Below are 26,016 nucleotides of genomic sequence, written 5' to 3'. Positions count from 1 at the left end.
CGGTTCAGAACGGTTCCACGACGGCCCACAGCGCAACTGCAGCGGTCGGATCGGTGAGGCCGTACCGGTTGGTCGCCCGCACCCTGAAGGAGTAGTCCCCGCGTTCCCCACGGAAGGTGTCGTGCGTGAACGGTGACGTGCAGGGCACGTAGCCGCCATCGTTGAAACTGCATTCGAAGGTGGATCCCACCATGTTGCTGGTGAATGCAATGTTCACTTCGTCGTAGTGAGTGATCGTGTGGGGCGGGGCAGCGGTGATCGTGGTCTGCGGCGGGACCACACGACCGTCCAGCGCCGGGTACGACGGAAGTGTGGGGTGCAGGCCGCTGTCGAGGCCCGACACGCTCCACGACTGATCGGTGGTGGAGTCTGCTGCGGTGAGGCCCTGAGAAGAACCGGGACTGTTCAGCTTCGCGCTCAGTCCGTACTCGCAGTTGACCACGCGCGCCGCGGCACCGTTGCTCGTGGTGCTCGCGCCGTTCATGTCCAGGCAGCGGCCGGATGCCAGGTTGACCAGGTAGCCGAGCGGGTGCAGTCCCCAGCGCTGGTCGGCAGTCTCCCAGCCGCCATTGAAGTCACACGCGCTCACCACGACCGGACTGCCGTCGGTCTGGGTCGTCACCGGTCCCGCAACATCGAGGCAGAGACCGGACAGGACGTTCTGCAGCAGGGACGTCCCCGGAACGAAGCGCCAGATGTGATCGGTCGGCAGGGTGCTCGACGGCTCGGCGCGGTCGAACTCACATCCGCGCAACTGCAGCCCAGTGCCCGGAGTAACCCAGGCATAGCCGCCGATCACGTCCAGGCAGGTGTGAGAGGGGCTGGGTTCAGTCTGGTTCCTCTCCCTGCTCAGGTTGTTGACCAGGAAGAACGGCACTCCCCCGTAGAAGTCGATCTCGTTCTTGTTCAACAGCTTGGGGACGTTGAACCCGTTGGTGGCCCTGGACGAGCGCTCATGGTGGAGCACGTTCAGTGCTGCCGCGAAGAACTCCGCGCGGCGCTCCTCGAAGTTGCTGCACGCATTCGGCCTCGTCCACCTCCGCTCACAGCCCCACAGTTGGTGGTACAGATACGTCGACCCGCTCTTGACCCACGCCTTGATCACGAAGTTGGTGGTCGTGCCGCTCTTGGTCACGCTCGACTGGCGGCTGATGAGCAGGTCATCGGCACCGGCCACAAGAGAGGCCTCTTCGGCCATGAACTGGTCACGCAGCTCCGCCTCAGTCGGCTCGTCGAACGAAACGACCTCGGGGGCGAACACCGCGCCGGCGGACGGCGTTCCGCCTTGCACAGCCCCAAGACAGACCAACGTGGCCGCGACGACAACGGCGACGCGGAGCGGGAACATTCGGCAGCGGTTGATCATGGCGACACCTCGATTGAATGGTCACATCGGGAGTGGTGCCGAGTCAGTCCACAAGCGGTGATGGCCTACCTATGAAGAAACCCCACGATGCAGACGAACCGTTGCGTAAACCGTTGCGAGGCCACCCGCCGCTTCCATCAGCGCTCGGCCGAGCGCGTCGACGTTACCCGAGGTCGCCCTCCCGACGAGCCCGTCGTCGAGCATGGTGGCGGCTGCCCGATGGTCGATCGTCACCGACCTCTACAGGCCGAACTGGAGGACCCGGAGAGTCGCCGGGGTGGGGTCGACATTCCCGGAGGCATCTCGAGCGCGTACGGCGAAGGTGTGCTGGCCGAACGGAACGCTGAGGCGGTGCGGCGAGGCGCAGGCGACGTAGGGACCGGTGTCGACCCGGCACTCGAACGTCGAACCAGGCTCCGATGAGGAGAACGAGAAGGTTCCCGTCGACGCCAGCCACAGCGAGCTGGTGAGCAGGTTCGGCGCGGTCGTGATCACGGTCTCCGGGGGCGTGGAGTCGTCCGGCGGGCGCGGAGCACAGGCAACGGTCAGCGTGACCGTGGCCCTGGATCCACCGTTCAGTGCGTACTCGAAGGAATCGCTTTCCCCCGGGTCTGAACAGTGGCCGGGCGTGGGTGAGTACCTGAGTCCGGATCCGGCATCGACGACCCGCACGGTGCCATTGCTCGGTTGCGTCACTGACGCGATCAGGAGCGGACCACCATCGGGATCGGTGTCGTTCGCCAACACGTCCAGGCTGACGTCGACCGCGTTCTCGAGTGCTGTCGCGTCGTCATTGACGGCCACCGGCGCATCGTCGACACACACGATCGTCACGCTGACCTTCGCTGTAGAACCGCCGTTCAGCGTGTACCCGAACGTGTCTGCCTCGTCCGTATCGGTGCACTGGTCCGGATGAGGTTCATAGCTGATCAGCGACCCAGCCTCCGCGACGACGGCCGTCCCCTTGCCCGGCTGTCCGACCGACACGATCGTCACGGGGCCGTCCTGCGGGTTGCTGTCGTTCGCCAGTACGTCGACCTTCGTCGGCCCTGCGTCCTCCACCACGGTCACCACGTCATCGACCGCGACCGGAGGTACGGCGGCTGCCGTCGTGAACGTCCGTCGGGCCGGCGTGGAGTCGAGGTTCCCGGCCCCATCCAGGGCGCGGACCGCGAAGTCGACGGTAGTGCCGGGCGGCGGCATCGGATCCAGCACATGCGCGTCGGCCGACGTACAGGGCTTGAACGCGGGGACGGACGCGAGGACGTCGCCCGGAACAGACAGGACGACGCGACATTCGAAGGTTGCCGACGAGTCATCGGAGCGGAATCCGATCGTGACCCGAGAGGCAGTCGTGGCGGATCCTTCCGCAGGGCCTGAGGTGATGATGGTGTCCGGCGCAATCGTGTCCTTCGCCGACCACAGTTCGCGACCTTGCACCACGTCGTCGGCAGACATGTACAGAATCGGGCCCGCAGCCGTCAGGGACTTCGGCTCCCCGCTTCCGGCTCCCGCGACGATGTCACTCATCCGCTCCGTGCCGACGCCCGTTCCATCGGATCTCCAGAGTTCACGACCGTTGGCCGCGTCAAGGGCGGAGAAGTAGAGGACACCACCGAAGGCGACCAGCTGGTTGGGTGTGCTGCTGGCGACGCCCGGGTTGATGTCCTTGACCTTGGTCGTCCCGTTGGCCGTTCCGTCCGAGGTCCACAGTTCCCGCTCACCGCCGACGTTGGCGCTGAAGAAGAGCCGATCGTCGACAGCCGTCAACTCGGTCGGCTGGCTCGCGCTGGGGCCGGTTGCGAGGTCCGCGACCTGGCCGGTTCCGGCTGCTGTGCCGTCGGACGTCCACAGCTCCTTGCCGTGTTCACCGTCTGACGCCGCAAAGAACAGGGTGTCGTCCACCGCGGTGAGTCCGACAGGGAAGGCACTGAGGACCCCCGGCAGGAGCTCCTTGACCATGACCGTCCCCGCCGGCGACCCGTCCGACTTCCACAGCTCGACACTGCTCTTCTCGTTGTAGGCCGTGAAGTACAGGGTGTCGCCGACTGCGGTCAGCGCGGTCGGGTTGCTGTCCGCGCTGCCGGGGTTGATGTCCTTGAGCCGGACGGTTCCAGCCTCAGTGCCGTTGGATGTCCACAACTCGCGACCGCCGTCGTCGACCGCGGTGAAGAACAGCGTGCCCGCGACATCGGTCAGTCCGAGCGGATGGCCACTCTGATCACCGGGCCCGATGTCCTTGACCCGGCCCGTTCCGCCGAAGGTGCCGTCGCTCTTGAACAGCTCGCGCCCTTTCCCGTCGAATGCCGAGAAGAACAGCGTGCGTCCGACCGCGGTGAGTTCGATGGGCGCCGCGTCCTGAGGGCCGGCGAGGTCCCTGACCAGCTGGGTGCCCACGCGCGTGCCGTCAGATTTCCAGAGCTCGGTGTTGTTGCCGTCGAAGGCGGCGAAGAACAGGGTCCGACCCACGGCCGTGAGCTCGCGTGGGGAACTGCTCTTTGTCGGCCCCAGGTTGATGTCGTGGACCTGATTCGTGCCGAGGAAGGTGCCGTCCGACATCCAGAGCTCGGTGTCGCCCTCGTCGGTGGCCGCGAAGAACAGGTTCCCGGCCACGTCGGTCAACTCGCGGGGGTTGCCGCTCGCCGAGCCGAAGCGAAGATCCTCGAGGATCGCGACGCTGTCCAGCGGCGCCGCCTCGGCGGTCGTCGGCCGAACGAGGAGAAGCCCCAGACTCATCGCCGCGACGACCAGGACGGCCAAGTGCGGGCGCGCGTCGACCATCCCGGTTCGTACGTGTGACTTGAGCATGGGGCGTCTCCTCGCGTGGCGTACAGGCGGCGGCGAACGTCCAAGGCGCAGGTTGGCTTCTCGTCTGTCCACCGTCAGACGGCCAACGTAATTCCCATGCGTTGAGGTAACCGTTGCGTCCGCCGAACACCCCCTGGGCCGTTGCCGGATCCGTTGACGCAACCGTTGGCTTCTGGGGCAAGACCCTCGCGTGATGCGCCTGGTTCACCGTTCGTTCGTTGCCGACCGTGGCGCCGGACACCTGAGCCGCGAAGCATCCGTCGCCTGCAGGCACAACGCCAGCAGCGACGGCGACAGCGAGGCTCTCCATGTTCTTGTTCCAGCGACAAGTCCGACGTTCCGTCACAGCGATGGTGCTCACCCTCGCCTGTGCATGGGGTGTTGTCGGCGGCCCAGGTGCGGCGGATTCTGCAGTCCGACCGAGTTCGGGCGATTGCGCGAAGACCGCGAATGTCGCGGCGTACACGGCGTTGGAGATCTTCGGGGTGCTCCCGGGCTTGTCCCAGTTCCTCAAGCTCGCGACGGCCATGGGCAAGTCCGCGCGGTTTGCCGTGTGCAGCGTCAACGGGCAGCAGATGCTCACGATGGAGTTCCTGGTCGGCCGGATGGAACAGGTCGCCGGTGACATCGTCGAGGAACGCCTTCTCCAGAGCGTGTATGCGAGGACGTCCGACCTGATGCTGATCCTTGAGCGCGAACAGGCGAGTCTCGAACAGATCGAGACGATGGGGCCAGGAGAACGCGCGGCGTTCGCGACCTTGCTCCAGACGATGGGCAACACCGCCTCGCAACTGGAGGCCGAGCTCGGCATCCTGTCGTGGCAGGCGCTGCCTGCGCTCGAGGTGATCGGTGCGGTCAAGAACGGTGCCTACGCGCTCGCGTACGGGCTCTCTGCGCCCGGGGAGAACAAGTCCAAGCTGAGGGACCGGGTCCTGCCCGCTGAGTTGGCCGAGACCCGGCGCATGGTGGCGGAGAAGGAGGCCGACTTCACCGGGTTCGTGGTCGGGGACGTGACGGTACGGCGGGAATCGAATGACGGCCGGACGGCGTCGGGGAAGCTCTGCACGAACTGCACACTCACGATCGATGCCCGAGCGACGCGCGGAACGGGCACCCTGGCCCACCAGCAGAGGTGGAGCTGCACGAGGAAGCTGTTCCGCCCACGGAGCTGTGACAATTTCGGCAGCCGCCGCGCTGAGTACTTCGGTGACGCCTACGACAAGCACGTCGAGGTGCGGGCCGAGATCCTGGAGGCCTTCGATGAGCCCTACCTGGGATTCAGGAACAAGGTGGACCTGTATCAGGGGGTTCCGTTCTTCCTCATCAACAACCTGACCCGGACCGGCCCCGCTGCCACGAGGTACACCTGTCTGGACGTCGCCGCGCCGTCGACGACGGCTCCAGGTGGTGCCACGGTGCTGGGCGACTGTGAGTTCCAGGCGATCGACCCCGCTACCGCAGCTGTCACAGCACCCGGGACTGACCAGGTCTGGCGGTTCGTGAGGGGCTCGGGCCTCGTGCAGAACGTCTCCTCCGGTCTCTGCCTCGACGTAGCCGGCGCCCCCGGGCAACAGGCCGACGGTGCCCGGGTGGTGCTGGCCAGGTGCGACATCCAGGAGAGTCCCGAGCGGGCTGATCAGCAGTGGGGGATGAATCCGTTGGGCTACCTGGTCAATCTCGCCACGGGCCGTTGTCTGGATCTGAACGGAGACGCCGCGACCGACAAGGGCGCCACTGCCCGGGTGGGACCCTGTGAATACGGGCGCAGCCCGAAGGCGGGCGCCGTGGCCGCCTCCCACGGCGTCACTCCTGGCGACCCGGGCACGGACCAGTCGTGGAGCCTGGGCTATCTCGGAGTCGACGTCGGACCGCTGGCAGACCAAGGGGTGGGCAGGCACCCGTTCCTGCCGGCTCCGCCCCCTTCCGGTACGGGATCGGACCCGGTGTCCGAGCCCGAGCCCGTTGACACCACCCCGCCCACAGTGGGCATCCAGACCGTCACCCAGCGCGCCGGCACCACCACCGCCGAGGCACTCTTCAGCGTCGACCAGACGGCGACCATCGTCGAGTGCCGTGTCGACCGGGACGCGTACGTGCCGTGCACGTCACCACACCTGACCGCCTCTCTTCCGACCGGCGGGCACACCCTCACCCTCCGGGCAGTCGACGCCGCAGGCAACACTGCGTCAGCCGAGATGGGGTTCCCGATCGACGCCGACCCGCCTCTGGCCACCATCGACAGCGGCCCCAGTGACTCCTCGACCACGATCGACCGAGCCCGATTCACCTTCACCAGCTCCGAGCCAGGGTCGGTCTTCGAATGCCGTCTCGACGACGGTCCCGCGTTGCCGTGCACCTCTCCGACCGACTACGGCCGCCTGAGTGCCGGGCGCCATACCTTCACGGTCCGCGCCATCGCCAGCAACGGCGTCGCCCAAACCAGTCCCGTCACTCGGACCTGGCTTGTCAAGCAGTGCGTGCTCCACCTCGGCGGCGCGCAGTGTCTCCTCGTGGTCTAGAAAGCACGAGGCGAGCGTCACCCACGCGGGGAGACGCTCGCCTCGAGTCACAGCTCGTCAGCTCAGGCGGACGACCCCGCAGCTGATCTTGTCTTCGCTGGTCAGGCACCGATCGTCCCCGGGCCCGCCATCCGCGGTGTCATCGCCCGTCCATCCATGGAGCTCGTCGTTGCCGTAGCCACCATGCATGTAGTCGTCGCCCTTTTCACCGCGCAACTCATCAAAGCCGTAGGAGCCGAACAGCTGATCGGCGCCGTCGCCGCCGAGGATGTCGTCGTTGCCATTCCCCCCGTAGATCCGATCGTTGCCGTTCCCCCCGTAGATCAGGAACCCGTCTGACCCGAAACCACAGATCAGGTCGTTGCCGCCGTATCCGTGGATCCGCTGCCCATTGCTGGCAACGATCACGTCGTCTCCCCCAGTGCCCTCGACAACCTTCTCGCCAGGCAACGCAACGATGGTTGGGTCCACGCCTCGGCACAGCGGAGCGTCAACCGGGATGAGGGGGTCCCCCCACGGCTCAGCCCACGCGGAGGACCCTGTGGCGAGGACCAGGGCGGCAACGGTGCCGGCCAGTGCCGGCACCGCCTTCGACGACGTCCGCGCAAACACGGACTGGTGCGGGGAGCGGTAGGTGGTGCGGGGCTTCACGATGTTTCCTCCGAATGGGTGCGTGCTTGGATTGCAGCCACCCAAGGCGGGCAGCTGGCCGTTGGCGGAACGGTTCCGCGTCCGAGGATCGACTCAGTCCCGGGTCCAGGTCCCGCAACTGGTGCGGTGCTCGGTGCCGAACCGGCACAGGTCGTCCCCTGCTCCCCCGTCGCCCTTGTCGTTGTTGCCGATGAGACCGCGCAGGCGGTCATCGCCGTCGCCGCCATGCATGGTGTCGTCTCCTCCATCGCCGATGATGAGGTCGGAGCCAGCGCCCCCGAAGAGAACGTCATTGCCGTCGTCGCCATGGATGACATCGTGCCCACCACCGCCGTGCACCTCGTCGGCTCCGTCGCCGCCATAGATGACGTCGTCACCGCCCCACGTGAAGATGCGGTCGTTGCCCGGGCCCCCGACGATCGTGTCGCCCTGAGATCCGAAGGTGCAGATCAGGTCGTCACCGCCCAGGCTGTGGATCGTGTGGAGATGACCAACGGCGACAATGACGTCATCGCCCTCGGTGGCGAAGACGATTCGCTGTTCGGGACCCACGTAGATGGTGGGAACCTGGCCCTGACAGGTCGCAGTATCACCCGAGGTCTCGACGCCGGCTGAGAAAGCGTAGGCCGGAGATGCCGAGGTGAGCATCACGAGGGCAGCTGCGGCGGTGATCGCTGCGAACGCCTTCGGAGTCGTCCCCTCCGCACCGAGCCGACGTGAGTTGAGGCGGGCAGTGTGGTTGGTCATGAGGAGAGCTCCATGGTGACTGTTGGATTTCGTTGGGTCGCCCGAGCCGGGCAGCCCACGCTTGTCGCCACCGACGCACGTCTGATGGCGGACGACGCTCGTGCGTGCCGAGCCAGCCGCTCAGGCGCCGACATAGGTTCCGCAGCTCGTGCGGAACTCTGTTTCGAAACGGCAGATGTCATAGCCCGGACCGCCGATTCCCCTGTCCAGACCCTCGAAACCCCGGATGCGGTCGCCTCCGTCACCGCCGTACATGGTGTCGTCGCCGTCAGCACCGATGATCCAGTCACTTCCGCCGTCCCCATGAAGGAGGTCGTTGCCTGGGCCGCCGTAGATCTCGTCACCGCCGTCGTCTCCATGGATGATGTCGGCGCCCGAGCCGCCATGGAGCTCATCGCCGCCACCGCCGGCATGGATCTCGTCGTTCCCGTCATCTCCGTAGATGATGTCCCGTCCCGTGGCGGTGAAGATGCGGTCATTGCCGGAGCCGCCATGGACGATGTCTCCGTCGGGACCGAAGGTGCAGATGAGGTCATCCCCACCGTTGCCGCGGATCGTATTCTCGAGGCCGACCACGACGATGACATCGGGTCCCTCAGTGCCCATGACGAACGTGTCGTCCACCGCACGGTTGGCGCCCCTGAAGATGGTCGCGGTCTGGCCTTGGCACGAGGGTGCGTCGAACGGCACGGACTCTCCGGCGATGGAGAGGGCCGTCGTCGGCGAGGCCGAGGCGAGCGCCAGGATCGGTACAGCGCAAGCGAGCGCCATCAAGGACCGCGAGCGCAGTACGGGCCCGGCCAGGCAGGAGGCAGTGGGACGGCGGTCAGTTCGGCGGTTCATCGTTTCTTCCTTCGAGGATGTGGGGGTGACGCGTGGGTCGGTAGGAGTGCACCGGATCACAAGAGGCAGGGCCCGCCCGGGAAGAACAGGCTGCACTTGCGGACCGTCCAGGAGCGGCTCGCGCCGACGGGATCCACCACGCCGTTGCTGCCCCGGGCCCAGACCTGGAACGAGTGCGTCCCCGCAGCCAGCGGGCCATGGCGGAACGGTGAACTGCACGGCGCGAACCGCTGGGTGTCCAGGCGGCACTCGAAGGTGACGCCCGCCTTGGGACTGCTGAACGTGAACGTCACGGCGTCGACCGTGGTGGTCGTGCCGGAGGGACCCGAGAGAATCGTCGTCGTGGGGCTGTCGGCATCGATGGTGAACCTCGCCTGCTTCCCCGCGACTTTCCCCGCTCCATCGATTGCGCGGAGCGTGAACGTGTGGCCGCCCGTCGGCAGGGACGCCGTCTGATGCGGGCTCGCGCACGGCTCGAACTGTCCAAGGTCGACACGGCACTCGACCCGTACGGCGCTCGCGCTGACGGAGAAGGTCGCCAAGGCCGTGGTCGCGCCCGGCTGCTGGGCAACAGCGACAGCACCGATGCTCACCACCGGCGGGTCGGCGTCCGGTTCCACCGGCTGCTCCGGTTCCACAGGCTGTTCCGGCTCCACCGGTTCCTCGGAACCGCCGCCCGTTGCCGGAGGCGGCGGCGCAGGCAGGAAGCCATCCATTCCTCCGTCGACGTACCGAAGGCTCCAGGACTGGTCGGTGGTTCCGTCTTCCTCGTTGACGCCCTGGGACGAGGCAATGCTGCCTTCGGCCGGGATGTAGCCGTACTGACAAGCCGTGACTCGCGGCTGAACGACGCCCACCTTGGACGCATCGTCCGCGCCGATGTCGAGGCACCGTCCGCTGGCGAGGTTGACCAGATACCCCAGCGGGTTCAGACCCCACTGCCGGTCAGCGTGCTCGGGGAGCTCGCCACCCGCGCACTCCCCCAGCCGAACGACGCTGCCATCAACCTGGGACGCCGCAGGCCCGTCGACGTCCAGACATCCCCCCAGGAGTACGTTCTGCACGAGCCCGGTGCCGGGCACGAACCGCCACACCTGATCAGTGGGGGTCTCGGCAGCGCGATTGAGCTCGCAGCCCTTGAGCCGCAACTGTCCGGTCCCAGCGAGGCGATCCGCGATGTCCAGACAGGTGTGCGCCGCGTCCGACTCGTCGCTGAGCCTTGTCGACCGGTTGTTGACGAAGTAGAACGGCTTGCCCCGGTAGACATTCATGCTGTTCTTGAGGGTGAGGTGCTCGACGCCGATCGCGCCCACGAGTTCGGCACGTACCTGGTGGTGGGCGTTCAGCGCCTTGCTGAAGAACTCATTGGTGCGCTCGACGTAGTTGCCGCAGGCGTTGGGCGTCCACCAGGTGCGCGTGCAGTTCCACAGTTGTTGGTAGGCGAAGCCGTCCAGCCTCGTAGCCGTGGCCAGGATCGAGTAGTACGTCTTCTTGCCGCTCGTCGTGTCATCGGCAACGCGCTGGAGATTCAGATCGTGGACGTACTGGACCCACCGCTTCTCCATGGCGATGAGGTCCTCGGGCGTGGCCGGCAGGTCGTCGTCATCGCCCGACGAGACCTCTGTCTGCGGTGCGGGCGCAGGAGCGGCCAACACCGGGCCGCTGCTGGTCGCCACCAGGCACATCAACATGGCCGCAACCGCCGCGAGTCGAAGACAGGCGTACTGCAGAAGCTGGGTCACGTGGAACTCCTCAAAGCAATGACATTCGATGATGCGCCGGACTCGCAGCCGTCCAGTGGACAGCCGACCGATCGCAGCGCAGTGGTTCGCCCACCAGCGTCACAGGTGACCGTTGCGCGGACCGTTGCGAGGAAACGTTTGGCAACGGTTTCGCCAACGTCCGCCACCTTCAATCAGGTGGGCGGCGCCGGCGCCGGCAAGAACAGGTCCATCCCGCCGTCGACGTACCAGAGGCTCCAGGACTGGTCGGTGCTGCCGTCTTCCTCGTTGACGCCCTGAGACGAGCCGAGGCTGCCCGGCCGGGGACTGTACTGGTACTGGCACTGAGTGACCCGCGGCGGGACTGTGCCCGTCTTGGTCGCGTCGTCCGCGCCGATGTCGAGGCAGCGCCCGCTGGCGAGGTTGACCAGGTATCCGAGCGGATTGATGCCCCACTGCCGGTCGGCATTCTCGGGATCGTCTGCGTCCGTGCACTCCCCCAGTCGGACTGGGCTTCCGTCGAACTGCGAGCCCGCCGGACCGTCGACGTCGAGGCATCCCCCCAGCAGCACGTTCTCCACCAGCCCGGTCCCGGGCCTGAACCTCCACACCTGATCGGTGGGGGAGAGCGCAGTGGGCGCGGCACGATTGAACTGGCAGCCGCTCAGGCGCAGTTCGCCGAGCTCGCGGAGTCGGTCCGTGACGTCGAGGCACGTGTGCGTGAGCTCCGTACCGGTGGCTCTCTGCTGCGTCGACAGGTTGTTGACCAGGAAGAACGGCTTGCCCTGGTAGACATTCATCTTGTTCTTGCGGTCAAGGTGATCGATGCCGAGCGCTCCCACGATCTGGGCACGATCCCGATGATGAGTCTGGAGTGCTTTGGCGAAGAACTCCCCGACGCGCGCGTCGTAGTTGCCGCAGGCATTGGGAGTCCACCAGGTTCGCGTGCAGTTCCAATCCTTGTAGTACGAGAACGTGTTGAGTCGAGTTGCCGACGCAGTGATGGAGTACCTGGTCGTCTTGCCACTGGTGCTGGTCCCTGCTCGTCGCTGAACGGATAGTCCATTGACGTACTGGACCCAGCGCGCCTCCTTGTCCATGAGCGCCTCCGGAGTGGCCGGCACATCACCGTCATCGTCCGGCGAGACCTCCGTCTGCTGCACCGGCGTCGGGGCCGCAAGAACGGGACCGCTGGCGGCCGCCAGCAGGCACACCAACATGGCCGCAACCGCCGCGAGCCGAAGCCAGGCGTACTGCAGAAGCTGGGTCACATCGAACTCCTCAAAGCAATGACATTCAGTGACGCGCCGGGGTCGCAGCCGGTGGTTCACAGCCGGCCGTTCGCAACGCAGTGGTTCCGTCACGAGCCTCACAGGTCCCCGTTGCGCGGACCGTTGCAAGAAGCGACTGGCAACGGTTTCGCCAACGTCGACCACCTAGCGTCCGAGGCTCTGCCCCTTGACCCCTGAAGGAAAGCGTTCCGATGAGCACTTCTCGAGCCCCCTCTGCCTGACCCGCCAGAAACCCGGCACCCCACTCCTGCGCAAGCTCGCTGCCGTTGCCGGCACGACGTCGTTGCTGGTGATCAGTACCGGATCCCTGGCCCCGACGGAGGCCTTCACCGGCTCCGTCCCGCTCTGCCAGGGGCAGGTCCCGACGATCTATCAGGCCCCGGGCCTACCGCGTACGCCGACCGGCACCCACGAGAACGAGTACAAGGTCACGGGCACCGAGGGCGATGACGTGATCCTCCTGGTCGGGCAGACGAATCTCCTCGACGGATACACCGTCGATGCGCTGGGTGGAAACGACCTGGTGTGCACCTTCCACAACGACCACGACACGATCCGCCTGGGTAACGGCGACGACCGTCTCTTCGTGCAGGCAGGCGCGTACAAGTACGGGACCGTCGTGTACGGCGATGCTGGCAATGACGAGATCCACACCAGCACGGGACGCGACTGGATCGCCGGCGGCGGTGGCGCTGACACCATCTACGCGGGTGGGAGCTCGGACTACATCACGGGCGGCGGAGGAAACGACCTCGTTCAGGGCGGCGACGAGGACGACGTCATTCACGGAGGCGACGGCGATGACTTCCTCTCCGGCGGAAACGGCCGCGACGACGTCATCGGGGATGACGGCAATGACCGTCTTTATGGAAATGCCGGTGGAGATCACCTCCGCGGGCACGACGGCTACGACTACGGCGTCGGCGGCGACGGAACTGACTCCTGCCGCTTCGGCATCGAGGTCAAGGTCACGTGCGAGAAGTTCCTTTCCTAGTCACCTGACAAGCCAGAGCCCGGCCCGTCGTACGACGGGCCGGGCTCTGCGTCTGCCCGCACCTCGCTGGGAAGCAGCGAGCAGGGCTGGGGTCAGTGCTGAGGTGCTCTGACCGACGCCAGCCAACCCTCGGCGCGCACAAGCCACAGGCCCACGACGATCAGGATGACCTCCGAGACCGCGCTCACCCACTCGTCCCAACCCGCCCAGGACGCGTGGATCCCGAACAGGCCGACGGTCGTCGAGACAATGAACGCGCCCAGTGTCGACACACCGAAGCCGATGGCCAGGAGCAGGGGCAGCCAGTGCTTCCACGTCAGGAGCAGTACGGCGATCACCGCTCCCCCGATCGCGTTCATCATGAAGGCGGGCCCGATGACGTCCTGGTGACGCACGCCATCGAACCAGAGCCACAGGTGAACCGCGGCCGACGTCAGGGCAGCTGCTGCTGCCAGGAATCGTGCTGTCACTACATCTCTCCGATCCTCGTTGCCCGACATCTGTCGGGCTCCATCTGCAATACGGGCACCGAGAACAGAAGGTTCATCGTTGCTGGGTCCGGAACAGGGTTCGGCCCCGGAATGACGGACGACGCGCCGGGACTCGGAGGTCTCGGCGCGCCGTCGTCTTGGGGCGGACGGTCAGAAGAGCGGAACCCCTCCGACGCTGGCTGGCGTTTCGTCGTCACCGATGTTGGCGGTGTTGCCGTAGCCGAGGCGGCCGGTCTCTCCAGCCCCCCAGCAGCGCACCGTGGCATCGTCCAGGACGGCGCACGAGTGCGTCAGGCCGGAATCGATGGCCACGATCGTGCGTCCACCGAAATCGACTGGACCCACTGCAGAGGGATGCTGGTTGCCACCGACGTTGGCGGTATTTCCATAACCCAACTGCCCGACGTTGCTCTGCCCGAAGCAGCGAACGTCACCGTCATCCATCACGGCGCAACTGTGCTGGCCAGCCGACAGGACGCTCCCGTAACGAGAGGCGCCCAACTGGACCGGGCCAGCGGCCTCGGGGTGCTCGTTGTCACCGATACTGGACGTGTTTCCGTACCCGAGCCGACCGTTGGCCCCGTTCCCCCAGCAACGGACATTGCCGTCGTCGAGTCGAGCGCAGGTGTGCATCGCTCCAGCGACGATCCGCACGGTCTGCCGCCCATCACCCAGCCGCAGTGTCAACTTCGTGCCGGGGTGTTCATGGGCGTCGTCACCGACGTTCTGGGTGTTGCCGTAGCCGAGCCGTCCGTTGGCCCCATTGCCCCAGCAGCGCACCCGTCCGTTGCCCAGGATCGCACAGGTGTGTGACGGTCCGGCTGTGATCGCCTTCGCCTGCTCGGTGAGTCCGTCTGCGCTGATGTCGACGTCCCCAGCCGTCCTGGGGTGCTCGTCATCACCGACGGTTCGCTCGACCCAGCCCACGTTGGCGTAGCCGAGACGACCCATCGCGCCGTTGCCCCAACACCGGACACCACCCGTGGCAATCAGGGCGCACGTGTGCTCGTCACCCGCCGTCACAGCGACGGCGCGTTGACCGACGTCGACCGGCGGCACCGATGAGGGGTGCTCGTCGTCGCCGATGTTGTCGGTGGCGGCAAGGCCGAGGCGCCCCTGGACACCGACGCCCCAGCATCGGACGTCGCCATTGGCCAACACCGCGCAGGTGTGTCGGGCGCCAGCCGTGATCGACTTGGCTTCTCCACCGAGCGAGACGGCGCCAGCCGTCGCCGGTGCCTCGTTGTCCCCGATGGTGGTGGTGTTGGCATAACCCAGTCGGCCGCCGCCGCCGAAGCCCCAGCACTTCACGTCGCCATTGCTGATCAGGGCACAACTGTGCGATTCACCGCTCGTGACCGTGACCGGGTAGGGCGAGACACCGAGCTGCACTGGGGGCACAGCGGAGGGGTGCTCGTCGTCCCCGATGCTGCCCGTGTTCCCGGAGCCGAGCAGACCACCGGACCCCAGGCCCCAGCAGCGAATGTTCCCGTCGGCGAGCCGGGCACAGGTGTGGAAGGTGCCTGCACTGACGGCGACGACCTCCTTGCCCAGTGAGACCGGGGGGACCGAGGTGGCGCTGTGTACGTCGTTGGTGTTGGCCAGGCCAAGACGACCGTTGGCGCCGCTGCCCCAGCAGCGTGTTTCGCCGTTCGCCAGGACGGCGCACGTGTGCCGGTAGCCGGCTGTCACGGCGATGGCAGGGCGGCCCAGCCCAACCAGACCCGGGTGCTCGTCGTCACCGATGTTCTGCGCGTTGCCGTATCCCAACTGAAGGTCCGAACCCCGTCCCCAGCAGGTGAGTCCACCGGTGTCCAGGATGGCGCACGTGTGTGCCTGACCCGCGGTGATGGCCACAGCCTGCTCCCCCCCGGGGAGCTTCACGGTCGGCGCGGAGGAGGGATGCTCGTTGTCACCGATCACGCTGCTGGCTGGCCAACCGAAGTTGAGGTTCGCAGTGCCGAGCTCGCCGTCCTGCGCGCGGCCCCAGCAGCGGACCTTTCCCGTCGAGAGCACGGCGCAGGTGTGTGTTCCACCGGCAGCGACGGCAATGACCAGCCCGCCGACCTGCACGGAAGGCACGCTGGACGGTACTTCGTTGTCACCGATGATGTTGTTGTTGGCATAGCCGAGGCGACCTTGGTTCGCGACTCCCCAGCAGCGGATCTGGCCATTGTTCATCAGGGCGCAGGTGTGCTGCTCGCCCGCACTGATCGCGATGACCTCACGGCCGATGTTGACTGGTCCGGCCGCGGCTGGGGTCTCGTCGTCTCCAATGGTCTGGGTGTTGCCGTAGCCCAACTGGCCACCGGCGCTGGCACCCCAGCACAGCACCCGTCCGTCCGCGCGCAGTGCGCAGGTGTGATTGGATCCGGCAGTCACGGCTATTGCCTTGCCGCCGATGTCGACGGTCCCTGCATCCGAGGGATGTTCGTTGTCCCCGATGTTGTCGGTGTTGCCGTAGCCGAGTTGCCCGTGGTCGCCTCGGCCCCAACAGCGGACGTCACCGGCATCGATGGCGCAGGTGTGGTTCGTGCCGACCGCCATCTGGTCCTGCGGGGCGACTCGAACGCCTGGATCGGCCGGCGGTGTCGTTGCCTGAGCGGGGGCGGAGATCACGGCAAGCCCTATACAGGCGACCACCATTGCTCCGAAGATTATGAGTGTTCTTCGTACCGACATCATGGTCCTCCAAGACAGGTTCCAAATGAGGACAGGAGCCATGACGCTGGCCACGACCCTGCCCACACGCGTTGTGACCTGAAGTTAAGGACCCGGCGTTGCGCAAACCGTTGTGCACGACCAGATCGGCGGACGTCAACGCCGAGTGGTGACTTGAATTCAAGCGCCGTACCGGGGCCGCTGGTGACGTTGCGAAGCTTGGGCTCGTCGTCACCAACGGTCGTCAAGTCGAAATGGCGCAACACAGCGTCGGTGGTCGCGTCTCTCACGGGCCATTCGCTCAGGTCCCCGGTGGCTGACGCGCACGAACTCCGGGTGGCCAGGGCCTCCTGAGCATTGCCGCGGCCCCTTGGCAAGCACACGGGGAGCACCCGATGCGAGGCGGGTGCTCCCCGGGTCAGGCTGAGGAACCTCGGCTGTCAGCGCTCGCAGGTGGTCTGCATCGCGTCACGGATCCCGACACAGGTGTCCACCCCGGGGTCGCCGTTCCCTTGGTCCATGAGGTCGCCGCCGCCGTTCAAGTAGTCATCGTTGACACCGCCATGGAGGTCGTCCGCGCCATCGCCGCCGTACAGCCGGTCATTACCCTCATGACCGCGGAGCTCGTCCCTGTTGCCGCCACCCTCGAGTCGGTCATTACCGGAATCACCGTAGAGCTTGTCCTGGCTGCCATAGCCGTACAACAGGTCGTTGCCGGTCCCACCATTGAGGCGGTCACCGTCGCTGCTGCCGTGCAGCACGTCGTTCCCGCTGTCGCCGAACGCCTTGTCGAAGCCGGCGGGCCCCCCGTCGCCGGTGTAGATGACATCGTCGCCTTCCTGGCCGTAGAGAGAGTCCGGGTAGAGGCCTCCGTGGAGGAGGTCGTCACCGAGGCCACCGACGAGGACGTCCTGGCCGATCTCCCCATAGAGGTGATCGTTTCCGTCCTGTCCGTAGACACCGTCCCCACCGTCGTTCCCGTGGATGACGTCGTCGCCACTATCGCCGTACAGCATGTCTCTCGCGTCGCCGCCCGTCAGCCTGTCGTCGCCGGACCCACCGCGCAGCTCGTCCACGTGGTCTCCGCCGAAGAGGTTGTCGTCACCGGGGCCGCCGCCGATGAAGTCCTGGTCGCTACCTCCGTCGAGCGTGTCGTTGCCGGCTCCCCCGGTGAGGTAGTCGTTGCCCACTCCGCCCAGGATGACATCCCCGACCGAACCCACATCGGAGCTGGCGCAGATCGTGTCATTGCCGGCCTGCCCGTCGATGTGGTGACCGCCGCCGAAGGCCATGATCACGTCGTCGCCCGACGATCCGTAAACCGGTGAGCCATTGTGCGATGCGTCGACCAGGATCGTCACGGCCTTGCCGTGGCAGGTCAAGTCACCTGCGTCCGCCGACGCCGGCGCGGCAGCGGTTGCGCTGAACGCGAGTGCCCAGGAGCCACAGGCAAACAGGCCCACGGCCGTGACGCGCGTCGCCAGGCGGTCACGAGAGAAGAGGTGGAGAGACGCAGGAGTCATTGCACTGCCTTTGGTGATGGTAGGAGTAGCTGTCAGTCCGACATCAGGCATGGCGAACGCCGCGATCACCCCGATGAGAACCCGGCCAGCAGAGCAGAGCGACATTGCCGAAACCGTTGGCACCCGGGCGGAAAGCTTTCGAAGGGACACCTCTTCGGTCGCGAGGCCCTCCCGAGCCGGTTGAGGAACGATGATGCGGGCGCTCGGCGAGCGTTGACCTTGCGCTCGCAACTGTCCAGCCCTTCGACGTTGTTTCGACAGAAATCGAGCCCTGGTCCTGGTGGGCATGCTGTGCGGTCGCGACGAGCGGGTGAGCCGGCCGGCGTCGCTCCCACCCAGGGTTCTCGTTCGTTCAACCAGGCTCGCCGCTACGTCCTGCCCGGGTACTGCTAGACGAGGCAGCCCGTGCCGGCAAGTGGGATCAGGCAGCGTCTGACTGTCCAGGTCCGAGTCGCTCCGATGGCATCCGTGATGCCGTTGCTCCCGGTGGCCCGGACCCTGAAGGTGTGGGTGCCCACGCTCAACCTTCCGAAGTCGGTCGGCGATGCGCACAGTGAATAGCTCCCGGTGTCGAGCATGCACTCAAAGGTGGCCCCGGGTCGCGAGCCGGTGAACGTGAACCGCGCGGGATCGCGGTCGGTCACGGTGCCCACCGGGCCACTCTCGATCCTGGTCGCCGGTGCGTCCGCATTGATGGTGGCGGTGGCCTCGGCCGAGCCCACGTTGCCTGCGTCGTCCGTGGCACGAACGACAAATTTGTGCGGACCGGTGGACAGCGATGAGGTCTTGTGCGGAGACGCACACGGAGCGAAAGCGCCACCATCGACCGCGCACTCGACTGTCGTGCCGATCTCGTCGACGGTGAAGACACCGACCGCGCTCGTCGCGTTCGGGTTCTGTCCGAAGTCCGTGATCGCAACGAGGGGCGGCGCCGTGTCTGCTTCCTCGGCACAGGTCACTGTCACGCTCACCATCGCCGTGGAGCCACCGTTGAGGGTGTAGGAGAACCGATCTGGCGTTCCCTCCGGATCGTTGCAAAAGCCGCTCTCCGGTTGATACCAGACGGTCGCTCTGCTCGCCGGAATCGACACATTGCCGTGTTCAGGCTGTGTCACCGAAACGACTTCCCTGGGCCTACCGTCCGGATCGAGGTCGTTGGCCAGTACGTCGATCGTCGCCGGGCCGCCGTCCTCCGCCAGCGTCATGCTGTCGTCCCTGGCGATCGGCAACGCATCTACCACTTCCGCCGGCAACAGCGTCGGCAGGCTCTCGCCCCGATACCGCAAGGTCCAGGACTGGTCGGTGGTCGGATCACTGGCCTTCGTGCCGACTGAAGCGCCCCGGGCCAACCACCCCTGCGCATTCACGATCCCCGCGCCCAGTTCGTACTCGCAGGAACTGACGACGGCGCTCGCGTCGCTCTGGGTGCCTCCGGTTCCGTTGAGGTCCACGCAACGGCCAGTAGCGAGGTTGACGAGGTGACCGAACGGATGCATCCCCCACTGTTGATCGGCGTGCTCAGCCGCGTCGCCGTCCCCGCACGATGCCAGGATGACGCGGCTGCCGTCAGTCTGCGCAGTCGGGACGCCCGCCACGTCCAGGCACAACCCCTGGCGCACGTTCTCAACCTGTCCGGTGCCGCGGATGAATCGCCACAACTGATCGGTCTGGGGCGGGCCAGACGCGTTGCCCTGGCTGATCTCGCAGGCCCGGAGCGGCAGCCCACTTCCCGGCGCCGGCGAGGTCTCGCCCGGTGCATCCAGACACTTGCTCTGGCCGGCCTTCAGCTTGGTGTTGTCGTCGACCCGGTTGTTGACCAGGAAGAACTGCGCACCGCGATACATTGTCAGTTCGTTCCGAAATGCCAGATACTCCGGAGTCAATGCCTCGGCAACCCGCGCCCTCAACGCCTGGTGCTTGTTGAGGGCCGACGTGAAGAACTCCGAACGTCGGCTCTCAAAGTTCGTGCATTGCTGGTTGGGGCGCCAGCGCCGCTCGCACGTCCAGGCCAGGCGGTAGGCCCACTTGTCTCCTTGCGTTGCCCCCGCTGTGATCTTGAACCAGGTGGTCGGCACCAGGCCCGCGGACGTCTTCGTTGACGACTCACGCTCGAGTGTCAGATCGTTTCGCGCGAACCGCACCAGGTCCGCTTCCTTCTCGGCCATCAGGTCAATCGTCTCCTCGCGCTCCGCCGGCAGCACGACGGACCCCAGATTTCGGCGATAGGCACCGTTGTTGGAGAGCGCAAAGGACAGCGCGTAGGCAAGGTGCTTCATGGAGGCGACGAAGGCGATCGCCGGCAGCGCCTGCCAGGGCAGGCTCTTGAACTCCGCTTCGAGCAAGGATGCATTGTTGCCCAGCCCCTGCATCACCGTCGACAGCCGCTCGCGCTCTGCCAGCTCGAGCTCCGTCGCTTGCTCAAGATTGGCCCTTTCATGCTCGATCGTCTGGAGCAGGTCTGCCGCCCTGTTCTCGATGCTGGCCACCAGTGCCTGGTCCACCTGGGCACCGGCAACCCGCTCCATCTCACCGATCACGTAGGACAAGGTGAGTGCGGTCACCGGCTGGTCGCCCGCGAGAAGGATGCACTTGCTGACGAACCTCATGCTCAGCATCATCCCGATCAGGCCCGTCAACAGGAAGGCGGACTGCGTGCCGATCAGGGTGCCCGCGAAGCCGATGGCGGACCCACCCATCAAGAGGAAGAACTTCTCCACTCCGCTGCACGACGTGTGATTGACCTCGCCCGGCCCAGCCGGGATGTCGTCTCGGGTGGCAGCCCGGAGCTCCGCAGGGCCACGGATCGAGGTGACAACGGCAGCTTCGGCCGCTGGATGGACAGCAGCATGGGCCGCTGGCGGGCGCGCCGATGCCGTCGCCGGCGGCCCGCTCAGGCCCGCTCCGGCCACGATGATCACGGCGACGACAGACGGCAGGAGCTTTGATCGAACGGTGGTTTCCCGGTCCTGGTGATCCATGGCGGTACTCCGCATTCTCGATGGGGTACCCGAAATGACCCCGGCTTCGATGCGCTGGGTTTCAGCGAATCTGGCCGGAACGCTAGGAGCCGTGTGTTGCCGCATTGTGACTGCCGGAGTTCCGTCAGGTATCCCGCCCAACAGGGCAACGGTTGCGCCAACGCATACGTCAACGGTTCCCGGTGTCGTGGGTAGCGAGGAGCCGAGCGGCGAGTCCATCGGAGCCACCGCCCGGCTCTCCCGAGCCCGTCAAGAAACGTACGGTTCGAAACTCAGCGTTCGTTGAATTTGTGTCCGCAGCTGATCATCTTCTCGACGTTGTACCGACAGAAGTCGGTTCCCGGGCCGCCGTCGGCGTAGTCCTTGCCCAGCCCACCGTTGTTGTTGTCGTTACCGGCACCACTGATCAGCGTGTCATCGCCAACGCCGCCGTTGAGGTCATCATTTCCATCGCCCCCGAAGAGGGTGTCGTGGCCAGGATCGCCGTGGAGAACGTCGACACCGCCGCCGCCATGAATCTCATCGCGGTCCTCGCCACCGAGGATCTTGTCGTTCAAGGGGCCTCCTGCGATCTTGTCGTTGCCCGGACCACCCTTGATCGTGTAGAGGTGCTGCCCCGGCAGTACGGTCCCGCCGAATACGCAGATGAGATCGTCGCCGCCCAAGCCGTTGATGGTGCTGGGAACGGTGAAGTCCTTGGCGACGATGACATCGGCGCCCTTCGTCCCCTCTAGGAACCCCTCCGAATGCCCCTGCTCGAGCACGATGGTCGCCTGCTTGCCGAAGCACAACGGAGTCGTGGAGTCCGCTGCTCCGGACGAGACTGAGGTGAACACGAAGGCTGTAGCAGCACCGGCCACGACAACCAGGACCGACGCTGACGAACGTCCTGCTTGAGCCCGGAGGTACGTGCGTCCTGCGTGGGTGAATCTCATGTGCTGCTCCTAGTAGTAGTTGGTAAAGCAGCTCGAAACTAGGCAGCGCACGTTGGGGAAACCGTTACCTCGCAGCATCAGGCCGCCGACCACTGGGCCTCATCCACCGCGACTCCGCACTCGATCTCTCCGACTCACTTCCGGATCAACCTCCCGCAACTGTGAGCCTCGGAGTTGTAACACCAGTCCAGGCCCGAGCCGCCATAGGCTCCGTCGTTGCCGTCACTACCAAGCAGCAAGTCGTTGCCCCCGCCGGAGGACATCCTGTCGTTGCCCGCGCTGCCCTGGATGTGGTCGTCTCCGCTACCCGTGTAGATCCGGTCGTTGCCAGGACCGCCGACCACGAGGTCGCCCTTGCCGCCCTGGTGATGGTCGGTACAGATGACGTCGTCACCACCGTCTGCGTAGACCTTGTGGTCGGCGCCAGACGCGACGATCACGTCGTCGCCGGCAGTCCCGACGACCTCGATCTCGGTAGGCCCCGCGACGATGGTCGGGATCTCGCCCTGGCAGGTCAAGCGGGGTCCTTGAGGATCCAGGTTGTCGGAGACCGGATCATCGGCCATCGCAGAAGATCCCGTGGCGAGCACCAGGGTCGAAGCGACACCCGCCAGGACGATCAGGACCCGCCGGGACCAACGGTGGTTCACGTGGACCGGTTGCGCGGAACGGTGTGCGGCAAGATGCATGCGTAGCGTCTCCTGGTGCCTTGCTGGGATTGACTCCGCCACGGTAGGCAATCGCCCGTTGCGGAAACCGTTCACCATTTCACGACACTCCTCGAGTCGCCCTCGTCGAGGGCTAGAACAGACCAAGCACGACGACCTGGCGCGTGGCCGGCGTGAGGTCGACGTTGCCCGATGCGTCCCGGGCGCGGACCGCGAACGTGTGGTTACCGAACCGGAGCCGGGTCGTCACCGGGGACGTGCAGGGTTCGAACGCACCGCTGTCGATCTGGCACTCGAAGGTGGATCCAGCCTCGGTCGACGCAAAGGAGAACGATCCCGTCGACGAAAACCACAGCGACGAGGTCAGCAGGTTGGGCAAGGTGGTGATCACCGTGTCCGGGGCCAGATCCACCGGGTCCGGCACCTCGTCCACCGGGTCTGGCACCTCGTCCACCGGGTCCGGCACCTCGTCCACCGGGTCCGGCACCTCGTCCACAGGGTCCGGAACCTCAGTTACCGCACAGGTCACCGTGACTGAGACCAGCGCCGTTGATCCTCGATTCAAGGTGTACCTGAACTCGTCGGCGGGTTCATCCGCCGCGGTGTTGCAATAACCGGCGCTCGGCGCATAGGTCAGTCCTGAGCCCGCACCCGTGATCACAACGGTCCCGTTGGCGGGCTGGGTCACGGACTCGACAGCCTTGAACCCGCCATCGGTATCGGTGTCGTTGGCAAGTACGTCGATCGCGGTAGCTGGATCGTTCTGTGCGACGGTCGCCGCATCGGCGACCGCGGTGGGCGCAGCGTCAAACTGCAGGCTGAGCAACTGGACCGGGCCAGCAGAGGCTGGGGTCTCGTTGTCACCGATGTTCTTGGTACTGGAATATCCAAGACGTCCATTGCCGCCTGCTCCCCAGCACCGGACATTGCCGTCATCCAGGACAGCGCAGGTGTGCAGAAACCCGGCACTGACCATCGTCGCGGTTCGTCCTGGACCCAGGTCCACAAGGCCCCCGGTCGTCACCGGTTCGTCATCGCCGATGTCTCTCGGCCTACCGTTGCCGAGTTGCCCGAAGTCCCCGCGCCCCCAGCAGCGCACACTGGCGTCGTGGTTCAGGCCGCAGGTGTGGAATCGGCCGAGCGCGAAGGCCTTCGGCGCGCCGCCGAGATTCATTTCGCCCGTTGTGGCTGGGGTCTCATCGTCTCCGATCGTCTCCGACTTGCCGTAGCCGAGCTGGCCGAACTCACCGGCGCCCCAACAACGGGTCAGGTCGTCGCGGCGTCGGCGCGGAATGATCACGCAGGTGTGACTACCGCCAGCCGAGACCGAGGTTGCCTCAGCAACCAGAACGGGGGGAACCGAAGCGGGTGTCTCGTCGTCACCGATGTGCTCCTTGTTGCCGTACCCCAGAGCCCCTGCCTGACCGAAGCCCCAACAGCGCATTTCACCCTCATCGAGGAGAGCACAGGTGTGAAACAGACCAGCTGTGACCAGTACGGCCCGCCCGCCGAGGCGCACTGCCCCGGCATCGGCTGGTGTCTCGTTGTCGCCGATGTTCTGGGTGTTGCCATACCCCAGACGGCCGAAGGTGCCCGACCCCCAACACACCACGGAGCCGTCGTCGAGCAGAGCGCAACTGTGGTCCGCGCGGGCCGTGATCGCCACAGCCGTGCGGAAAGGACGGGTCAGGGTGATCGGCCCGACATCTGCCGGGGTCTCGTTGTCACCGATGTCCTGCGTGTTGCCGTGTCCGAGCTGACCCAGAAAGCCAGCGCCCCAGCAGCGGACGGTGCCGTCATCGAGGATCGCGCACGTGTGCGATGCGCCGGCAGCGATAGCCACTGCCGATCGGCCCGCACCCAGATTCACAGAGCCAGCCACTGACGGGTGCTCGTCGTCACCGATCGATTCTGTGTTGCCATAGCCCAGACGGCCCTGAGCGCCGTTGCCCCAACACTGAACGTGCCCGTCCTCTCGCAACACGCACGTGTGCGAGCCGCCTGCCGCCACCTCGGTGACGGCAGGTCCCCGCGACGACGAGGCAGTGACCGGGGCCGGCGCAGCCACAGCGTGAGTCGTCGGGGCGGTCAACACGATCCCCGCCATCAACAGGACGATGGCGACCACGCCCGCTGGCACGGCCCACTTTCCCAAGAATTGCGGCAAGGCCGAATCGTCGGACATCGCACGTCGTCGCATCTTGTTCCTCCATGAAGGCATAGGACCGTTGTGCCCCGTTTCGGGTCCATCGGCGTCCCCGAAGGGAGCACAGCTGGCTAGAGAGCCAGTTGGCTGAGCCGAGTTCTCAGCTCTGTTCGCAGCTTTCCTTGCGCTTCGACTTGACCTCCACGCAACGATCCGTGCCCGGCCCGCCATCGCCGGTGTCCAAGCCGCCGTCATTGCCGTTCAGGTAGTCGTCGCCAAGACCGCCGTAGAGATGATCAAGGCCGGCGCCGCCAAACAGCGCGTCGTTGCCCGGGCCGCCGTCGATCTTGCCGTCGTTGCCGTCCCCGCCCTCGAGGCGGTCATCACCCTCGCCGCCAAACAGGTCGTCGTCACGGCCATTGCCGTACAGCGTGTCACGGCCATCGCCGCCAAACAGAACGTCCGACAAGTCCCCGCCCACAAGGACGTCCGCGCCTTCCCTGCCAGAGAGCTTGTCTTGGCCACTGCCCCCGTGCAGAACGTCGTCGCCCTCACCGCCGTCGAGTCTGTCGTCTTTGTCTCCACCGATCAGCTCGTCATTGCCGGAGTCCCCGAGAAGCTTGTCCTTGTCGTCGCCGCCGTCGAGGACGTCGTTGCCGGCGCCGCCGTCGAGGACGTCCCGGTGGTCCTGGCCGTACAGTCGGTCGTTGCCGTTCTCGCCGTACAGGTGGTCTGCGGTGCCCATGAAGTTGGCGAAACCGAGAACGCCAGCCACGAGCTCGCTTTTCCCGCCGAGCAGGGTGTCCTCGCCCGAGCCTCCGTGAAGGGTGTCAATGCCGTTCTCGCCGTGAATCCAGTCGTCGCCGTTGCCGCCCTGGAGGTAGTCGTCGCCGGCTCCGCCGAAGATGAAGTCACCTTGGCCAAACTTGGAGGTGCTGCAGATCGTGTCGTCGCCGCGACCTCCGAAGATGTAGTGCCCGCCACCCGTAACCATGATCACGTCGTCGCCGTCAGTGCCGTTGACCGAAGCCTCGGCGAACGAAGCGCCTGCGGCGACAGGGCCGGCGTACATCGTCACTACCTCGTAGCCGCAGGCTTGCCCGCCATCGGCAGCCAAGACAGGCGCAGCGGCACTGGCGAGCGGAAGCACACCGGCACCCAGGGCCAGCACGGCTACGGCCCAAGGCCCGGACGAGGCCGAAAGAAAAGCGAGAAGTGGTACGGAAGTCACTGAGTTGTCCTCAAAACGAGTAGGTGGGACCCAACGGTCCAGACAGCACGCCGGAAGACACCGTTGTCCGAGCACGGCAATGTGCCGAAACACATGAGGTCATTTCACACGGCTGGCGTTGTCGAAACCGTTGACAGTCGGCGACAACTCGCCCCAAGTCCGGCCCCCTGCTGAGAGTGCGCCACAAGGACCTCGGCCGTTCCTGCACGAAACAAGCGGCAACGGTTGCAGCAACGGCGACACCGTCCAATTCACGCTGCACGTGTCGGCACTTCGCCGTGGGTTAAACGAGGACGTTCGCCAGCGTGCTTCCCGGACCTCTCCGTCCATTCCGACTTCAACGAGGACACACAGTGAACCCCACACCCCTTCGCCTCCGGCGTGGAACGCCGGCGTCCCGTGCACGGGGCGCAGGCCTGCTCGTCCTGGGAGCGTCGACGTT

General features: G+C 66.0%; 17 protein-coding genes. 2 read left to right on the top strand and 15 right to left on the bottom strand.

Annotation, left to right across the window (positions count from 1 at the left end; genetic code table 11):
• Positions 1–4 precede the first annotated feature (4 nt).
• Both ASD84_RS16390 and ASD84_RS16385 read right to left on the bottom strand, forming a co-directional pair.
• Complete coding sequence (locus ASD84_RS16390) at positions 5–1,366, bottom strand: RICIN domain-containing protein (protein WP_056712798.1); 1,362 nt, start codon at positions 1,364–1,366, stop codon at positions 5–7.
• Between the two features lie 240 nt (positions 1,367–1,606).
• Positions 1,607–4,174 (bottom strand): ELWxxDGT repeat protein, encoded by a 2,568-nt coding sequence (locus ASD84_RS16385; RefSeq protein WP_056712796.1) that lies wholly within the window; start codon positions 4,172–4,174, stop codon positions 1,607–1,609.
• Between the two features lie 497 nt (positions 4,175–4,671).
• On the opposite strand from ASD84_RS16385, the gene ASD84_RS16380 reads away from it, so the two are divergent.
• Positions 4,672–6,693 (top strand): ricin-type beta-trefoil lectin domain protein, encoded by a 2,022-nt coding sequence (locus ASD84_RS16380; RefSeq protein ID WP_162251547.1) that lies wholly within the window; start codon positions 4,672–4,674, stop codon positions 6,691–6,693.
• A gap of 57 nt (positions 6,694–6,750) precedes the next feature.
• Here the strand turns inward: ASD84_RS16380 and ASD84_RS16375 are convergent, their stop codons facing one another.
• The 5 genes from ASD84_RS16375 to ASD84_RS16355 all read right to left on the bottom strand — a co-directional run bounded on the left by ASD84_RS16375 (position 6,751) and on the right by ASD84_RS16355 (position 11,986).
• On the bottom strand, positions 6,751–7,344 hold the full coding sequence (locus ASD84_RS16375) for a calcium-binding protein (protein WP_056712792.1): 594 nt from the start codon (positions 7,342–7,344) through the stop codon (positions 6,751–6,753).
• A 93-nt stretch (positions 7,345–7,437) separates the two neighbouring features.
• Positions 7,438–8,091 (bottom strand): calcium-binding protein, encoded by a 654-nt coding sequence (locus tag ASD84_RS16370; protein ID WP_056712790.1) that lies wholly within the window; start codon positions 8,089–8,091, stop codon positions 7,438–7,440.
• Between the two features lie 120 nt (positions 8,092–8,211).
• Complete coding sequence (locus tag ASD84_RS16365; protein ID WP_156392029.1) at positions 8,212–8,781, bottom strand: calcium-binding protein; 570 nt, start codon at positions 8,779–8,781, stop codon at positions 8,212–8,214.
• A gap of 209 nt (positions 8,782–8,990) precedes the next feature.
• Entirely contained in the window at positions 8,991–10,676 is a 1,686-nt protein-coding gene (locus ASD84_RS16360; protein ID WP_056712787.1) for an RICIN domain-containing protein, read from the bottom strand.
• Between the two features lie 173 nt (positions 10,677–10,849).
• Positions 10,850–11,986 carry an RICIN domain-containing protein gene (locus ASD84_RS16355; RefSeq protein WP_162251546.1) on the bottom strand — a complete coding sequence of 379 codons (1,137 nt, stop codon included), beginning with the start codon at positions 11,984–11,986 and terminating at the stop codon, positions 10,850–10,852.
• 127 nt (positions 11,987–12,113) lie between these two features.
• Between ASD84_RS16355 and ASD84_RS16350 the strand changes: the two genes are divergently transcribed.
• Positions 12,114–12,941 (top strand): calcium-binding protein, encoded by an 828-nt coding sequence (locus tag ASD84_RS16350; RefSeq protein WP_056712784.1) that lies wholly within the window; start codon positions 12,114–12,116, stop codon positions 12,939–12,941.
• Positions 12,942–13,033: 92 nt separating this feature from the next.
• Here ASD84_RS16350 and ASD84_RS16345 read toward each other — a convergent pair whose 3' ends face one another.
• The 8 genes from ASD84_RS16345 to ASD84_RS16310 form a co-directional block, all read right to left on the bottom strand.
• Positions 13,034–13,411 (bottom strand): hypothetical protein, encoded by a 378-nt coding sequence (locus ASD84_RS16345; RefSeq protein WP_200954615.1) that lies wholly within the window; start codon positions 13,409–13,411, stop codon positions 13,034–13,036.
• A 171-nt stretch (positions 13,412–13,582) separates the two neighbouring features.
• A complete protein-coding gene (locus ASD84_RS16340) occupies positions 13,583–15,979 on the bottom strand; it encodes an RCC1 domain-containing protein (RefSeq protein ID WP_056712777.1) in 2,397 nt (798 codons plus the stop codon).
• Positions 15,980–16,533: 554 nt separating this feature from the next.
• A complete protein-coding gene (locus tag ASD84_RS16335; protein WP_156392025.1) occupies positions 16,534–17,904 on the bottom strand; it encodes a calcium-binding protein in 1,371 nt (456 codons plus the stop codon).
• Positions 17,905–18,005: 101 nt separating this feature from the next.
• Positions 18,006–20,594, bottom strand: coding sequence for an Ig-like domain-containing protein (locus ASD84_RS16330; RefSeq protein ID WP_162251545.1), 2,589 nt, complete (start codon positions 20,592–20,594; stop codon positions 18,006–18,008).
• 272 nt (positions 20,595–20,866) lie between these two features.
• Positions 20,867–21,529, bottom strand: coding sequence for a calcium-binding protein (locus ASD84_RS26030; protein WP_082573660.1), 663 nt, complete (start codon positions 21,527–21,529; stop codon positions 20,867–20,869).
• A gap of 134 nt (positions 21,530–21,663) precedes the next feature.
• Positions 21,664–22,218 carry a calcium-binding protein gene (locus tag ASD84_RS16320; RefSeq protein WP_056712769.1) on the bottom strand — a complete coding sequence of 185 codons (555 nt, stop codon included), beginning with the start codon at positions 22,216–22,218 and terminating at the stop codon, positions 21,664–21,666.
• Between the two features lie 112 nt (positions 22,219–22,330).
• Positions 22,331–24,382, bottom strand: coding sequence for an Ig-like domain-containing protein (locus tag ASD84_RS16315; protein WP_056712766.1), 2,052 nt, complete (start codon positions 24,380–24,382; stop codon positions 22,331–22,333).
• 121 nt (positions 24,383–24,503) lie between these two features.
• On the bottom strand, positions 24,504–25,574 hold the full coding sequence (locus ASD84_RS16310; protein WP_156392023.1) for a calcium-binding protein: 1,071 nt from the start codon (positions 25,572–25,574) through the stop codon (positions 24,504–24,506).
• Between the last annotated feature and the right edge of the window lie 442 nt (positions 25,575–26,016).

Origin of the sequence: Nocardioides sp. Root682 (assembly GCF_001427795.1) — a bacterium.
GTDB lineage: Bacteria > Actinomycetota > Actinomycetes > Propionibacteriales > Nocardioidaceae > Nocardioides.
Note: the sequence above shows the minus strand (reverse complement) of the source record. Positions and strands in the feature narration are given on the sequence as shown.

Coding starts and splice junctions, on each gene's coding strand:
- ASD84_RS16390 (WP_056712798.1), bottom strand. CDS start 1,366: ATGATCAACCGCTGCCGAATGTTCCCGCTCCGCGTCGCCGTTGTCGTC.
- ASD84_RS16385 (WP_056712796.1), bottom strand. CDS start 4,174: ATGCTCAAGTCACACGTACGAACCGGGATGGTCGACGCGCGCCCGCAC.
- ASD84_RS16370 (WP_056712790.1), bottom strand. CDS start 8,091: ATGACCAACCACACTGCCCGCCTCAACTCACGTCGGCTCGGTGCGGAG.
- ASD84_RS16340 (WP_056712777.1), bottom strand. CDS start 15,979: ATGGCGGTCGGCACGAACCACACCTGCGCCATCGATGCCGGTGACGTC.
- ASD84_RS16335 (WP_156392025.1), bottom strand. CDS start 17,904: ATGCCCACCAGGACCAGGGCTCGATTTCTGTCGAAACAACGTCGAAGG.
- ASD84_RS16330 (WP_162251545.1), bottom strand. CDS start 20,594: ATGGATCACCAGGACCGGGAAACCACCGTTCGATCAAAGCTCCTGCCG.
- ASD84_RS26030 (WP_082573660.1), bottom strand. CDS start 21,529: ATGAGATTCACCCACGCAGGACGCACGTACCTCCGGGCTCAAGCAGGA.
- ASD84_RS16320 (WP_056712769.1), bottom strand. CDS start 22,218: ATGCATCTTGCCGCACACCGTTCCGCGCAACCGGTCCACGTGAACCAC.
- ASD84_RS16315 (WP_056712766.1), bottom strand. CDS start 24,382: ATGTCCGACGATTCGGCCTTGCCGCAATTCTTGGGAAAGTGGGCCGTG.